The 14,519-nt window shown below is 64.2% G+C and carries 14 protein-coding genes and 1 tRNA gene; 6 read left to right on the forward strand and 9 right to left on the reverse strand.

Annotated features, from left to right (window positions below):
• Positions 1-13 precede the first annotated feature (13 nt).
• The 5 genes from RJT68_RS13155 to RJT68_RS13175 are packed head-to-tail and all read right to left on the reverse strand — an operon-like array spanning position 14 to position 7,450.
• On the reverse strand, positions 14-445 hold the full coding sequence (locus tag RJT68_RS13155; protein WP_407037013.1) for a DUF7261 family protein: 432 nt from the start codon (positions 443-445) through the stop codon (positions 14-16).
• A complete protein-coding gene (locus tag RJT68_RS13160) occupies positions 439-1,032 on the reverse strand; it encodes a DUF7288 family protein (RefSeq protein WP_407037014.1) in 594 nt (197 codons plus the stop codon). The genes RJT68_RS13155 and RJT68_RS13160 overlap by 7 nt, the downstream gene beginning before the upstream one ends.
• 1 nt (position 1,033) lies before the next feature.
• Positions 1,034-1,600: a DUF7287 family protein gene (locus RJT68_RS13165; RefSeq protein WP_407037015.1), complete on the reverse strand. Its 567-nt coding sequence runs from the start codon at positions 1,598-1,600 to the stop codon at positions 1,034-1,036.
• A gap of 1 nt (position 1,601) precedes the next feature.
• A complete protein-coding gene (locus RJT68_RS13170; protein WP_407037016.1) occupies positions 1,602-3,680 on the reverse strand; it encodes a type II secretion system F family protein in 2,079 nt (692 codons plus the stop codon).
• Positions 3,677-7,450, reverse strand: coding sequence for an ATPase, T2SS/T4P/T4SS family (locus tag RJT68_RS13175; RefSeq protein WP_407037017.1), 3,774 nt, complete (start codon positions 7,448-7,450; stop codon positions 3,677-3,679). The genes RJT68_RS13170 and RJT68_RS13175 overlap by 4 nt, the downstream gene beginning before the upstream one ends.
• Before the next feature lie 498 nt (positions 7,451-7,948).
• Here RJT68_RS13175 and RJT68_RS13180 point away from each other — a divergent pair, with 498 nt between their 5' ends.
• From RJT68_RS13180 to RJT68_RS13190, 3 genes are read left to right on the forward strand one after another with little or no spacing between them, the layout of a single operon-like run.
• The gene (locus RJT68_RS13180; RefSeq protein WP_407037018.1) at positions 7,949-9,169 is read left to right on the forward strand and encodes an acyl-CoA dehydrogenase family protein; all 1,221 of its coding nucleotides are present in this window, start codon (positions 7,949-7,951) and stop codon (positions 9,167-9,169) included.
• 56 nt (positions 9,170-9,225) lie between these two features.
• On the forward strand, positions 9,226-10,872 hold the full coding sequence (locus RJT68_RS13185; RefSeq protein ID WP_407037019.1) for a glycosyltransferase family 39 protein: 1,647 nt from the start codon (positions 9,226-9,228) through the stop codon (positions 10,870-10,872).
• Positions 10,862-11,023, forward strand: coding sequence for a hypothetical protein (locus tag RJT68_RS13190; protein ID WP_407037020.1), 162 nt, complete (start codon positions 10,862-10,864; stop codon positions 11,021-11,023). Before RJT68_RS13185 ends, RJT68_RS13190 begins: the two co-directional genes overlap by 11 nt.
• A gap of 195 nt (positions 11,024-11,218) precedes the next feature.
• Here RJT68_RS13190 and RJT68_RS13195 read toward each other — a convergent pair.
• From RJT68_RS13195 to RJT68_RS13205, 3 genes are all read right to left on the reverse strand, one after another.
• A tRNA-Arg gene (locus tag RJT68_RS13195) sits at positions 11,219-11,291 on the reverse strand.
• 14 nt (positions 11,292-11,305) lie between these two features.
• Entirely contained in the window at positions 11,306-11,608 is a 303-nt protein-coding gene (gene tatA, locus RJT68_RS13200; RefSeq protein ID WP_407037021.1) for a twin-arginine translocase TatA/TatE family subunit, read from the reverse strand.
• A 222-nt stretch (positions 11,609-11,830) separates the two neighbouring features.
• Positions 11,831-12,220, reverse strand: coding sequence for a pyridoxamine 5'-phosphate oxidase family protein (locus RJT68_RS13205; RefSeq protein ID WP_407037022.1), 390 nt, complete (start codon positions 12,218-12,220; stop codon positions 11,831-11,833).
• A 139-nt stretch (positions 12,221-12,359) separates the two neighbouring features.
• On the opposite strand from RJT68_RS13205, the gene RJT68_RS13210 reads away from it, so the two are divergent.
• Both RJT68_RS13210 and RJT68_RS13215 read left to right on the forward strand, forming a co-directional pair.
• Entirely contained in the window at positions 12,360-12,836 is a 477-nt protein-coding gene (locus tag RJT68_RS13210; RefSeq protein ID WP_407037023.1) for a redoxin domain-containing protein, read from the forward strand.
• A gap of 70 nt (positions 12,837-12,906) precedes the next feature.
• A complete protein-coding gene (locus RJT68_RS13215) occupies positions 12,907-13,722 on the forward strand; it encodes an HD domain-containing protein (RefSeq protein WP_407037024.1) in 816 nt (271 codons plus the stop codon).
• A 38-nt stretch (positions 13,723-13,760) separates the two neighbouring features.
• Here the strand turns inward: RJT68_RS13215 and RJT68_RS13220 are convergent, their stop codons facing one another.
• Entirely contained in the window at positions 13,761-14,039 is a 279-nt protein-coding gene (locus RJT68_RS13220; RefSeq protein ID WP_407037025.1) for a MarR family transcriptional regulator, read from the reverse strand.
• Positions 14,040-14,304: 265 nt separating this feature from the next.
• Here RJT68_RS13220 and RJT68_RS13225 point away from each other — a divergent pair, with 265 nt between their 5' ends.
• Positions 14,305-14,499, forward strand: a complete 195-nt coding sequence (locus tag RJT68_RS13225) for a XapX domain-containing protein (protein ID WP_407037026.1) — start codon at positions 14,305-14,307, stop codon at positions 14,497-14,499.
• Positions 14,500-14,519 lie beyond the last annotated feature (20 nt).

The following is a 14,519-nucleotide window of genomic DNA, read 5'->3' on the forward strand; positions in this document are numbered from 1 at the left end:
CCGCCTCGACCCGTCACGACGAACCACCGTCGATCTCGACCGTTCGATTGAACGAGACCTCGCTCGAGTCGTAGACGACCCTCACCCTGACCCAATCCGGATCATCGGTATCCACCTCCTGAACGGAGATGTTGACGATTGCAGGGCGGTTTTCTGACGTCTGGTTTTGATAACTTTCGTTGAACGTTGAGATATTATCCCTCGCTTGCCCCTCGTCTGACATATTCGTTTCACTGGCGATCCCCTCCAGCCCCCGCTCGATCTCGTCGATGGTCACTTCAGCGTCGGAAGCGCTGCGATCGGTGCTGCTCGAGGAGATCGTCTCCGTGTAGAGGAGGCCGTTGAAGACGACCACGGTACCGAGGACGATGAACGCGATCGCGATCGCGCCGATCAGGATCAACTGTCCGCGGTCAGCCGTTCGATCCGCGTTTTCGGTCACCATACGATTACTCTCACCTCCACGAGGGTGTAGACGGGATCGTCGGAATCGTCGTGGTTCGGATGTTGCGGTAGCGAATCGAAGTCGCCTTCGTCGCCGAACATGGTGACGACGTAGCTCGCGGACACCGCGCTCGAAGACGGCGGGCCGGCCGAACCGGACTGCCTGACAACCGACGTCTCCAGGTAATCGTCGGACTCGTTATCTCGGTAGTACAGTTCCACGTTGTACGACCGGTCCTCGCTCTCGAGGATCTTTCCGAGCGTCGTGTTCTTCTCGAAATCCTCCGTATCGTCGTAGTAGGGGTCGCTTCGATTTTCTTCATCGAAGGCCTCGTCATCGTCCATCTCCTCGATCATCTCCGTGAGGTTCTCGTCCTGTTCGGTGACGACCAGCGCGTCCTGAGTCTCCTGCTGGATCTGCGACTGAACGCTCCGATCGGCCAGTCCGCCCGTCGTCGGCGCGATCACGACCGACTGGAGGGCGAACAGCACCGCCAGCAGGACGACGATCGCCCCGATGAATCCCTCGAGGGTGTAGGCCTGTCCGCGATCTGAACCGCCTTTCGAGGTCGGTTGCTCGTCGATCATCTCACCACACCCTCACCACCAGTCTGTAGACGTCGTCCGGGTCGCTTTCATCGAGCGTCACGATGCGGGTCGAACTGACGGTCGTCGCGTCGTTCGGATCGTCGCCCTTCGGATCCGGAGGTTCGGAACTGGCGTCGATGGACTCGATCGTCACGTTCACCTTGTCGAACGCCACTTCGCCGTTCGTCCGGAGGCCGACTTCTGCGGCTAAGCCCTCGCTATCGTCCGGGTACGCTTCGAACTCGGTCTCGTCGAGTTCGTTCGGATGCTCCGACGACTCCGAGAGATCGTCGACGATCGTATCCGCGATCCGGTCCGCCTGTGCGACCTCCGCGCTGCCGGTCGACGTCTCGAACGGCGTCACGAACGTCGGAACGATCATGAAGACGGCGGCCACGGCGAGTAAGAACACGCCGATTCCGATGGCGAAGTCCTGGGTCGTCTGGCCGCGGACGCGGGTTCGCTTTCGAACGTCGAGATCGATCGAGATCGACACCGTCCGCGGCCGCTGGCGGCGTCCCCCGGCGCTCGAGGTCGAGCCCCTCCGGTCGGTGCGTGCGCGACTCATCTCAGGCCACCATCGTCCACCCGACGAGCGCGATCGTCATCAGCGCGATCACGTACTTCAACCCGCTGAGCAGGTCCGCGTCGCGGATGTAGCCGCTGATGAATCCCGAGAGGATCGCCTGGAACGTCACCGCGTGGAAGAACAGCACCGAGAGGAGATCGGTGTCGACGTTCTCGCTCAGGTCGGCGTCCGCGAGTTGACCGCCGGTGCCGCTCGCCTCCACGTTCGTGCTCGAACCGCCTTCGAGGCCGGCCATCGTGTCGATGAACTGCGTCTTGAGGATAGCGATCACCGCGAGCACGGTGACGAACGTCATGATGATGATGACGACCTGCATCCGGGTGCGGGACTTGCGCTCCCGCTCGATGTCGTCGTGGTTCTCGCTGGCCCGCGCGGCCGTCCGGATCACGCTCGAGATCTGGTTCGACGCCTCCTGGGCCTCGCTGATGAGCCTGACCGTCCGGGCGAGCCGCGGGACGTGGTACTTGTTGTTGAACTCGATGAGCGCCTCCTTCAGGCTCATCCCGTAGTCGACTTTCGTGTGCATCACTTCGAACTCGCGGGCGAGCGTTCCGCCCGTCGTCTCGGAGACCGATTTCAGCGACTCGAGGAGCGTCAACCCGGTGTCGTTCGCGCTCCCCAGCTTCCGGAGATCCTCGGAGAGTTTGTTGATGACCGCCTTCCGGTGGCGAACGTTCCACTCGCGGAAGACCGCTAGCGGCACGAACGTCATATACAACGGCAAGTAGAGGTAGATGAACGTCCCCCAGACGGGGTTCTCGAGGAGGTCGGCCGTGGACATCGGCGCCGTGCCGTTGACCATCGCCGTCGCGACGATCACGAGCGCAGCGGGAACCGTTAGCGCGAGCGTCAACAGCGGATTATCGCGGAAGAAGATGTGCGGACGTTTGAGCACCTGCAGGGTCTCGTACGTCCCCTCGCGGTTTTTGATCCGATCGAAGACGCCGTGCTCGCCGGTGAACTGCTCGACCAGCCCCAGGTTGAGCAGCCCCTGCTCCTGGACGCCCCGGGCGCGACGCTCTTCGCTCTCGCTCCGCCCGCGCATCGAGAGGTAGCCGTCGCCGGGTTCGTCGTGTTTGACCGTCGAGACGAGCACCAGGAATCCGATCCCCGTTAGCGGGATCAGCGCGTAGACGGTGAGGTAGAGCATCGCGTCGCTCACCTCCGCCTGCGGAACCATCTGCATGATCACCATGATGATGATCAGGAGGAGCGGGAACAGCGACAGCGTCATGTACATCTCGCCGAACAGTTCGAGCGTCTCCAAGGTCAGCTCCTGTTGCTGCTTGGCGGTTCGCATGTGCTTTTCCTTCTTGTCCTCGAGGAAGCGCTCCATGTCGCCGCCACTGTTGACGACCGAGAGCATATCCGTCAGGAACTGTGCGAGTTCGTCGCTCGGCGTCTCGAGGGCCTGTTTGCGGATGGCCGTCCGGTAGTCGACGTCGAAGTACTCGGTCTCCTTGACGATGCTCTGGAACTCCTTGGCGACCTCGCCGTAGGTGTCGTCTGCTTTGGCGATCGCCTCGAGGATCTCGAGCTGGTTGAGTCCGCCCACCGAGAGGGCGTACATGAACGAGATCGAGTCCGTGAGGAGCATGTTAATCTCGCGCTTTCGGGCGGACGCGCGCGAGTAGGGGATCGCGACCAGCGACCCGAAGCCGAGCGCGAAGCCGATCGATCCGAACACCAGCCCGGTCGTCGTTACGAGCGCCGGAATTTTGAGCGAGACGAGAAGAGTGCGGAGCGTCTCGTTCCCGATCGGCATGCCGATGATGGTGTCGACGGTGATGAGCCCCGTCGCGAAGATTCCGTATCCCAGGATCATCCCCACGATCCACAGGGCGAATCCGCAGATGAAGCTGATCCCCAGCGCTCGAGAGAGGTAGAGTTCGACCGTGTCGGTCATCCTCGCCTGGGCGAGTTTGGTCTCGACGTCGGCCACGAACTCGCTGTCGTCGCTGAACAGCCGGTCGTAGAGCGGATAGAACCAATCGCCCAGTGCGTCCGAACCGGTGGACACCCCGGTGCCGGAACCCCCGTCGTCGGTTCGTACGCTCATTCGTCCTCCTCTCCGTTATCCGTGCGTTCGGAGGGGTCGTCGGTCTCGCCGTCTCCGCGCTCGGAGTCCGTCTCGTCGAAAGGGCCGCCCGTCGAACCGCTCGAATCCGACGCCTCGTCGGCCGGCGAGAAGATCGAGTTCTCGCCGCCCCGGTCCGCGTCGTCGTCGCCACCGAACGGGGAGCGATCGGTCTTGCCGTCCGATTCCTCGTCGCTGAAGATCGACGAACCGGAGTTTCCGAAGGGCGATCCGTCGTTTCCGGTACCGTCGTCGCCTTCCTCGAGCGAGTCGTCCGTCCCGACGCCGTCGTCTTCGTACACGAACTCGTCGATGTTCTCCGGGCTTCGCCCCGGCGGTTCGGCGGACGACCTCGTCGACCGGGAGCCGAAGATCGAATCGAGGTCCCGTTCGGGGAACATCGCGTCGAACTGCGATGTATCGACGTTGGCTTCGGAACCGTCGTCCGTCCGGTCCGCGTCGGCGCCGTCTGCCTCCGAGGCAGCCGAGCGGTCGGTCGCCTCGAGTCCCTCGAGCGTTCGTTCCATGTCGTCGAACAGCCCGCCGATGTCTTCGTCGCCTCCCTCCTGAGCCGCCCCGGCGGGTGCAGCGTCCGCGTCTCCCGACCGCTCGTCGACGTCGTCATGGACCGACTCGTCGGTGGGCGGTTCGTGAGTGTCGTCGGTGGGCGGTTCGTGAGTGTCGTCGGTGGGCAGTTCGTGAGTGTCGTCGGTGGGCGGTTCGTGAGCGGACGGGTCCGATTTCGGTGTGGACGAATCGATCGGGTTCGGCGCGGACTCGTCGGTATCCGATTCGGGCCCGGGGGTGGTTGGCTGCGACTCCGTCCGGGTCGGCGCCTCCGCGTCGGCGTCCCCGACCAGCGCGGGGAGGTCTGAGTCCCGTTCCCCTTCCGGCGTCGCACTCGCATCCGCGGCGGTCGAGCCAGCGGCCTCCGCTCCCGGGCCGGCGGCTTCGGCGGCGTCCGACCCCGTGGTCCCTTCGTCCGGTCCGAAGTCGAAACCGCTGTCGTCGCTCAGCCAGGAGGGGGCCTCGGCTTCGGCACCCTCCGCGTCGCCGAAGCCGAACTCGTCGTCGGCCGAACCGAATCCCCAGTCGTCGTCCATCGCGTCGTCGGCCACGCCGCCGAGGTCGAACTCGTCGGCGTCGGCGTCGACCTCGATCGGGTCGGCCTGGTCGATACCGCCGAGGGCGCTCGAGAGACCGCTCGGAGATCGCCCGCGGTACTCTTCGAACAGCGACTCCTCGGCTCGCTCGAGGATGTCCATCGAGAGGTTGTACGTCTCGTTCGTCGCCGCGGGCCGTGGGACGAGTTCCTCCTTCTCCGGGTCGACGTCGATCAGGACGCTCTCCATCTTCCGGAGGTCCTCGAGGCTCTCCTCGAGTTGTCCGTTGGCGATGAGCGTGAGAATCGTGTCGGGGTCGTTGATGAACGCCTGGACCGTGGCGGCGACCTCCGCGTACGTGTTGAGGCCGTTCTTGATGAGGTAGGCGAGGATGACCTGGCGTTTGAACAGTTCCTCCTCGAGCTTTTCGGCGGTCCAGCCGCGGTCGAATCTGATCTCCTCGAGGGTGTTCGAGTCCCCCATTTTGAGGTACTCGTCGGTCTCGGCCTGCCACTGGTAGACGTCCTGAACGTTGATCTCGTCGTGTTCGGCCTCGTAGTGGTTGATCTCCGTGAGCGACTTGTTTCGGCGGACCTTCCGTCCCTGGACCCGGGTCTGGGTCTGGATCGACACCAGGTCGAGGGCCGTGAACATCGTCTTCGAGACGTTGATCGGGTCCGTCGTGAACCGTTTCAGGACCTCGTCGACGGAGTCGGCGTGGAACGTCGTGTAGGTGGTGTGACCCGTCGACATGACCTGAAAGAGCGTTCGTCCCTCCTCGCCGCGGATCTCGCCCATGACGATGTAGTCCGGACGCTGACGGAGCGCGGCCTCGAGGAGGTCGAACTCGTCGACGTCGCCCTGTGCGTCGTCGGAGAACGACGGACGGGTGACGGAGGCGATCCAGTTGCGCTGGGGGAGTTCGACCTCGCGGGTGTCCTCGATGGAGACGATCTTGGCGTTGCTCGGGATGAACAGCGAGACGGCGTTCAGCGAGGTCGTCTTCCCGGACGCGGTACCCCCCGCGAAGATCAGGCTCTTGTGGTTCTCGATGGCGAGCCAGAGGAACGCCATCTCGTCCAGGCTAAAGGTGTTCCAGTTGATGAGGTCGATCGGGGTGAACGGGACGTCCTTGAACTGCCTGATCGTGTAGTTGGTCCCGTGGTCCGAGACCTCCTTTCCGAGGGTCAACTGCGCACGCGACCCGTCGGGGAGCGTCGCGTCCACCTGGGGCAGTCGCTTACTGATCCCCTTCCCCGACCGCTGGGCGAGTTTGACGACGAAGTCGTCGAGTTCGTCAGTTCCGTGGTGGATGTTGGAGATGATCTGTTCGTACTCGGAGTGGTAGACGAAGACGGGCGAGTCGTACCCGTCACAGGAGATGTCCTCGACGTTGATGTCGTGTTTGATGGCGTCGATTCGCTCGTACCCGATGAAGTTTCGTTTGAGGAGGTACAGCAGTTTCTCGACCTGGTACTCGTTTAGCGTGTCCGGATCCTCGGCGAGGATCACCGGCTCGGGCCGTACCTCGATCCCCTCCAGTTCTCGCGCCTCGAGGGACTCGTGAGCCGCGTCCTCGTCGTCGTTGAGCAGCGATTTGATCGTCTCGAGGATGCCGACGTCGGCGTCGTCGGCCGTCTTCTCGAAGAGGTCGTACCGTTTCAACAGCCGTCGGGTCTCGTCCTCGATGACCTCCTGACGACCCTCCTCGGTCTCCTTCTGTTTGATCCCCTCGTCGGAGTACTTGATCGCCGTTCGGAGTTTGCCCGTGAGGAACTCCTGGAGGTCCGACTCGATCTCGTTCAGGTACGGCTCGATCACGTAGTACTTCTTCTCGTTTTCCTTCTCCGAGTGGAAGACGACGACGAACGCGTAGGGTTTGTTCACCCAGTAGCGTTCGACCTCGCGAAAGTGTTTTTTCTTCTCGAGGGGGACGGCCTTCTCGAGGTCGTAGCGATTCGTGACGGTCGTCGTCCCGTCGTCGTTCGAGAAGAACTCGTCCTCGTCGATGTCGTCTTGCACGTTGACGGTTCGTTCGTCGACGAGGTCGTCGATGGTGAGCGCCACGCTGTCGGCCTGAAAGAGTTTCTCCTCGATGTCGTCCGGATCGAAGCCGAGGGCCTCCTCCCCGTCGAAGCGGTCGATCTCCCCGTTGGACGTTCGCGGTCGGCTCCCGTCGTCCTCGTAGTAGTACTCCCACTTGTAATGTTCCCAACTCCAGACGTCCTTGACGACGGGCGTCGTTTCGGGGTCGACGTACTCGAGAAAGAGATCGGTGAGCACGTCCGCGCTCGGCTGTGCGATCTCGCCGATCAGGTCCGGGAGGTCGTCCGGGTGGAAGCCGAGGACGTCCTCCGGATCGAACGACACCCGATCCCAGTCCGAGCCGTGGGGGACGACCGGTTTTTCGTCCTCGCCCGTCTCGAGTTTGAGCTGATCGTCGGGGAGCGTCGTTCCGTGGGGGTAGAGGGTTGAAACTTCGTCTCCGTACCCGTGTTCGTCCAGAAAATCCGCCCACGTGTACTCCCCGACGCGTACGTCCGACCCACGTGTCGGTTCGTGGACGCGTTCCTCGTCCGACGCAGTGGCAGATGTATCGCCGTCAGAATATCCGCCGACATCTGACTGGTCGGCCTCGTCAATAGCCATTGCACTCACCGAATCTCCCACCCGACAAAAAATTCATCCGCCCATTACCATTTCTGATAACTTCACGCCCGTTCCCGGCCGAGAACGTGATAGGTAAGTGCCATTTGCTCCGCAAGCGTTCCTCCATCGTGATTCTTACCCGCTTGTATAGATCATACATTTAAAAGCGTTTTCGAAGAATTATTCCCGGAGGATACACCGAGTGTCCGCCGTGGTGGGCATTGCTAACGCATAACTCTTCCGAACGGGGTCGACGCCGTCATCACAGCACCGTCGCTGGCCGGGTGGCTGGACATCGGTCGGCCTCGGACTCGTCGCGGCGACGCGCACGAACGCATTTTATCCGACGAACGCCGAACTTCCCGGTGGTATTTTCCCCTAGTTGGCGAACGCACACATCCCTCGACGGGCCATATGACGGGTGTACAACGCACGTTCCCCCAGATTCGTGGGAAAAAGCGCTACAACAATGAGGGAGGAACGCTACCGGGACGGCATATGCAATACGCTGACTCATCTCGAGCGAACGAACTCGCCGACCGCGCTCGCGATCTGATGGAAGAGGTGGTCCTCCCGCTCGAGCGGGAGCGAGCAGGAGGAATGGCCGTCTCGAGCGGAACGATCGCGAATCTCCGCGAACAGGCGCGCGAATACGGCATCTACGCGCCCCAGATTTCGGAGGAGTACGGCGGCATGGGCGAAAACTTCCGCGACGTGCTCCCCGTCTTCGAGGAAGCGGGTCGGAGCCAGCTCGGCCCGGCCGCGATGCGCGTCGACGCTCCCGACGAGGGCAACATGCACCTGCTCGAACTCGCCGGCGACGACTTGCAGAAGGAGACCTACCTGAAACCGCTGGTCGACGGAGAAATCAAGTCCGGCTTTTCGATGACCGAGCCGCTCGACGGCGGGGGCTCGGACCCGAAGATGATCAAGACGACCGCCGAGCGCGACGGTGACGAGTGGGTCATCGACGGCCACAAGTGGTGGACGTCGAACGGCCTCGAGGCGGACATCCTGATCGTGCTCGCTCGTACTGACCAGGACGCCCACCCCTACGAGGGCTGTTCGCTCTTTCTCGTCCCGGCGGAGGCCGACGGGGTCGACGTCATCCGGGACGTCCCCCACATGGGCCACGGCGAGTCCCACGCCGAAATCGTCTACGAGAACGTCCGCGTTCCCGAGGAGCACCTGCTCGGCGACCTCAACCAGGGGTTCACCCACGCCCAGCAGCGCCTCGGGCCCGCGCGGCTCACACACTGTATGCGCTTTACGGGCATGGCCACGCGCTCGCTCGAGATCGCCAAGGCCTACCTCGACGAGCGCGAGGGGTTCGGCGGGCCGCTGTCGGAGAAACAGGCCCTGCGCTACCAGATCGCGGAAGCCGAAACGGATCTGCACGTCGCCCGAACGTCGATTCGCGACGCCGCGGACCGAATCGCCGACGGCGAGGAAGCCCGGGTTCCGGTCTCGATGTGCAAAGTGTTCGCCGCGAACGTGACCCAGGAGGCCATCGACCTCGCGGTCCAGTGCTGCGGCGCCAACGGCATCGGGAAGGATCTCCCAGTCTCCGACTTCTACGAGGCGGTCCGCATGTTCCGCATCGTCGACGGTGCCGACGAGGTCCACAAGCGGGTCATCGCCCGCCACGCCTTCGACGACCTCGACGAGGCGGAACTCGAGCCGCTGACCAGGTTCGGTCAACCGAACCGCTCGAGCTAGCGACGACGCCCGATCGCCGGCCAACATTCATACGCGTCGTCGGTGCAGTCGCCAGTATGTCAACGCCCCCGACGATCGAGAACGCGGGTGAGAATCTCGCGGAGCGGATTCCGTCTCCGGCGGGCGTTCCGATCGAACTCTACCCGATCGCCCTCGCGGCGGCCGCGTTGCGCCTGTTCCGCCTCGAGTCCGAGAGTTACTGGCTCGACGAAGTCGTCTCGGTGGACCTCGTCGCGTCGAACTCCCCGTACGATCTCCTGGTCACCGTACCGGGGAACGACCCGCACCCGCCGCTTTACTACCTCCTCCTTTCGGCCTGGACCACCGTCTTCGGAACGGGCGAACTGGCGACGCGATCGCTGTCGGCGCTCGCCGGAATCGCGACCGTGATCGTCGTCTACGCGATCGGCCGACGGCTCTTCGATCGCGAGGTCGGGGCGATCGCGGCCGCGCTCGTCGCCGTCTCGCCCTTTCACGTCTGGTACTCCCAGGAGGTTCGGATGTACGCCCTGCTCGGACTGCTGACCGCGCTCTCCGTCTACTGGTTCGTGCGGATGCAAACGGACGGGACGACCGACCAGGGCTGGGGCCGGAACGACGTCTGGTACGTCGTCGCCACGGTCCTGCTCGGCTACACGCACGTCTTCGGCCTGTTCGCGATCCTCGCCCAGAACGCGTACGTCTTCTCGCGACCGCTCGTCCGGACCGTCCCCCGGTCGCGGCCGACGATCCGCCGCTGGGTCACCCTCCAGGCGCTCACCGCCCTCCTGCTCGCCCCGTGGCTGGTGCGGTTGCTCCGCCGAACGCTCGCGGCGAGCGGCGGCGAGGCGACCAACGTGTCGTGGATTCCGCTCCCGACCGCCGAGACGGTCTGGACGACGTTCGCGGCGTACCTCGGCGGGTACCTGTTCGAGGAGTCGTTCCCGATCCTCGTCTCCCTCGTCGTCGCGGGCTGTCTCGTTCTCGCGCTCTCGAGCGATCGCAGAACGAGAACGAGGACGAGGACGGGGACGGGGACGAGTTTCGACGGTGGGACAACCACGACTCTCGACCGAGAGGAGTCGACCGACTCCGACCGCGGAGCGACCGCGGACGCTTCCCGTCAGGACGAACCGGTGAACGCCACGTACCTGGTCGTCCTCTGGCTCGTCGTCCCGATCCTCGTCCCGATCGCGATCTCCCACGTCGTCGAGCCCATCTTCGTGGACCGGTACTCGATCGGGGCGTCGCTGGCGTTCTTCCTCCTCGTGGCGAAGGGCGCGGGGACGATCTCGCTCCCGCCGCTCCGGTACGTCGTCGTCGGCGTACTCGTCGTCGGCCTCGTGCTCCCGCTTCCGACCTACTACCAGGAGGACCAGAAAGAACAGTGGCGGGAGGCCGCCGCCGACGTCGAGGCGAACGCCGACGGCGACGACGTCGTCCTCGTCAGCGCGCCGTACGCGGAGCGGCCGTTCAGCTTCTACTTCGACCGCTCGGGCGTACCGACCGTCCGGATCCAACCGGACGCGTCGGCCGAGGACGTCCGCGACGCCGTCGACGGACGCGGCGACGTCTGGGTCGTCCTCGCGTACACCGACTCGTCGACTGACCGGCGGATCGTCGGCGCGGTGGCGAACCACCAGGCGTACCGCGGCCCGGTGGACGACGGGCAGTACGACGGAATTTCGGTCTACCGACTCGAGCGGACGTCGGGTGACGGGTAAAACCGTCGGACGGCGACTCGAGTCGGTGGACTTCGACCGGGCGTACACCCGGTGCGGACCGACCGCCTCCTCGGACGGGATCGGCGTCGAACGGTCGGGATCGGGCTCGAGTGATGCGATGACGGGCGTCGAACGGCTCGAGGCGACGTGACGGTGGATGTTGGAGGACTCGATGGATCGTCTTCGTGTGTTCGAATTCCTCGAGGTCGCCCATCGTTGGTGGAGACCGGTAACGGGCGTGACGGGATTCGAACTACGCGAAGACGTGCTCGCTCCGTTGCGCGCGTCTTCTCTACTTCGAATCCCGCACGGTCCGCTATCGACCTCGGTGCGCTCGGCACGATAGCGGGCGTGACGGGATTCGAACCCGCGATCAGAAGGTTAGGAACCTCCTGCCCTCTCCGCTAGGCCACACGCCCCCGGCAGAAAAAATTCAGTTCGTTTCCGTCTCAGTTTCGGTTTCGGTTTCGGTTCCCTCGGAGGCGACCGAACTCGTGTCGACGAAGTCGTCGTCCCCGTCCTCGTCTTCCTCTTCGAACCCCTTCTCGCGCATCTCCTCGAGTTCCGTTTCGACCTTTTCACGCCCCTTCTGGAATTCGCCCATGGCCTCACCGGTCGAGCGGGCGAGCTTCGGGATCTTGTTCGCCCCGAAGAGCAAGATGGCGATGAAAAGGATGATCAGTAACTCCGGACCCCCCGGCGTGGGGACGAACAGCGGTGCATTTTCGACTACCATCTCTATGCGTGGCTTGACCGCTGGCAATTATAACCTTTTTGGAGCGGAGGGTCCGAAAACGCCCCGAACGACGGCTCGAAACCCGCGTGTGCGGGTACGATCGGCTAGCCGATCGGACACCTGACACGAGTGCGCGATCGCGACGATCGCTCCGTGGCCCTCTCGCCGGCGAATCGACGGACGCGACGTCACGCGTGTCGGCCGCGAGACGGTCCTTCTCGCTCACAGCACCTCGTCCGGGCGAATTCGAAGGATCACCCGCTCGGTTTCGATCGGGTTCGAGTACTCTGACTCGCCCGTGTACCGCTCGGCCAGTTCGTCGATGTGTTCGCGGGCACCCTCCGTCGTGACCTCCTCGACCTCGCCGATCACGGAGAGGTGGCGGTACGGATCGTCCGGGTCGGTCATGCTCACCCCGACGGCCGGATTCCGATCGACGTTCCGCTCCTTTCGGCGACCGCGTTCGGTGTTGATCAACAGCAGATCGTCGTCGGCCTCGTAGTCGATCCACACCGGCGTCACGTGCGGCGTCTCCTCCTCCGTGAGCGTCGCGACGTGTGCGAACGTCTTCTTTTCGAACAGGTCGTGGTACTGTTCGGGGATGGATGCCATCACCGCCCGTTCATCGGCCACCGTTATTTGCTTGACGCCTACACGCACGACGGCCGACGGGTCGCGTGCGTGCCAGTCTATCCCATCGGTCGTTCCGCGAACGAAACCGTCTTTCCTCCGTGAACGAAATGGGAACCTGATGGTTTCGACGGGAGATTCCGCACCGGACTTCACCGTACCGCTCGCAAACGGCGACGTCGAATCGTTCACGCTCTCCGAGCGCCTCGAGGGGGAGGCGCCGATCGTCCTCGCGTTCTTCCCGGGCGCGTTCACGAGCGTCTGCACCGAGGAGATGTGCACGTTCCAGGACCGCCTGGCCGCGTTCGACGACGTCGACGCCACCGTCTACGGCGTCAGCCGCGACTCGCCGTTCACGCTCAACGAGTTCCGCGAGCAGAACGACCTCGAGTTCGGCCTGCTCAGCGATTACAACAAGGAGGTCGTCGACGCCTACGACGTCGAGATGGACTTCGCGGACCTGGGCGTCTTCGGCGTCGCGAAGCGCGCGGTGTTCGTCGTCGGCGGGGACGGCGAGGTCGTCTACTCGTGGGTCAGCGACGATCCGGGCCTCGAACCGGACTACGACGAGGTCGAAGCGGCCGCCGCCGACGCCTGAATCCGACGAAGGACGACGGTAATCCGCCGACGACGGAGCGCTTTTTTAGCCCGCAGCCGACGGGTGAGGTATGAGCGACTCGAGCGACGACGAGACCGCCGGCCGCGTCTACGACCCCGACGCCGAGCACAACTTTCCCGACGAGAAGCTAAACGAGGTGCTCGCGTTCGTCGAAGCCGACGAGGAGATCCGGACCTACCTCGAGGCCCAGAACGTCAACGCCGTCGACCGGATGCGGTACAACGATCACGGGGCGAAGCACATCGAGATCGTCCGCAACCGGGCGCTCTGCCTCTACGACCTCCTCAAAGCCAGCAACGTCGACTTCAACGGCGCGCGCCAGCAGGGCCTCGAGGAGGAGGACGAGTCGGTCATCATCGCGCTCGCGGCGACCCTCCACGACGTGGGCCACGTCGTCCACCGCGACAGCCACGCCTACTACTCGATTCCGCTCGCCGCCGACGTCCTCGATCGGATCCTCCCCGAGTTCTACGACGTCGCCGACTCCGTCCGCATGAAGGGCGAGGCCCTCCACGCCATCCTCTGTCACCACCGCTCCGAGACGCCGCTGACCACCGAGGCGGGCGTTATTCGCGTCGCCGACGCCCTCGATATGGAGCGCGGGCGCTCGCGCATCCCCTACGAACACGGCGGCCGCGGCATCAACACCCTCTCGAGCCAGGCCATCAGCCGGGTCTCCCTCCAGGAGGGCGATAGCACGCCAGTGCTGGTCGAAATCGCCATGACCAACGCCGCCGGCGTCTACCAGGTCGACAACCTGCTGAAGGCGAAACTCGAGGGCTCGGGGCTGGAAGAGGAGATCCGGATCGTCGCGGTCAACACGAACGAGAACCGCGAGCAACTGGTCGAACGAATCGAGTTGTAGCACCGGGCCCGTTCTCCGCCGACCGCACGTTCGCGCGATCAGGCGAGCGCGTACTCCATCCCCCGCCGCTCGAGGTAGCCGCGCTCGCGAAGCCCGTTCGCGATCGAGAGCACCGTCCCTTTCCGCAGCGCCAGTCGCTCGCAGAGGTCGTCCGCGGAGATCTCGCCCCAGACGGCGACCGCGAGGTAGACCAGTTTCGCCCGCGGTGACTCGAGGTCCGCCGGAACCGCGACCGCCGGCGCTCGCTCCCTCTCGAGCGTCGATGCTCCCGAGTCCTCGCTCCCATCCGGCGCGTCCGCCCGTGCGTCCGTACGCATATCGAATCGGGTGGACCATGTAGTTCGACGATATTCAAACTTCCCTACGTCGATCGTCGAATTTCAGAGGGGGGACTCGTCCCCCACCGGCCGTTTCCGTGCGCCCCGACATCGCACCGCGAACGGTCGATTTCCCCTCGTCGGGGTCCGAACGTGGACATCGTGGACGCGAACCGTCGATCGAGCGAGCGACGATCGTCGAACCCCGGGGCGACCGCCGGCCGATACCGATCGTTTTTGTACGCCGTCGGGCATCTGCAAACCGATGAACGCACAGCTGACCCTGCTCGCGATGGTGACGGGACTGCTCACCGGCGGCCTGTTTCGATACCTCCACGTACCGATCCCGGCCCCACCCGAGTTACCCGGGTTGATGGGGATCGTCGGCATCTACGTCGGCTACCGGATCGTCGACCACCTGGGCCTCGGCTTCGACCTCCTCGACAGTCTGGGACTCTGACCGTCGATCCGCGGCGACGC

The sequence above is a fragment of the Halovalidus salilacus genome (genome assembly GCF_031852275.1).
Lineage (GTDB): Archaea > Halobacteriota > Halobacteria > Halobacteriales > Natrialbaceae > Halovalidus > Halovalidus salilacus.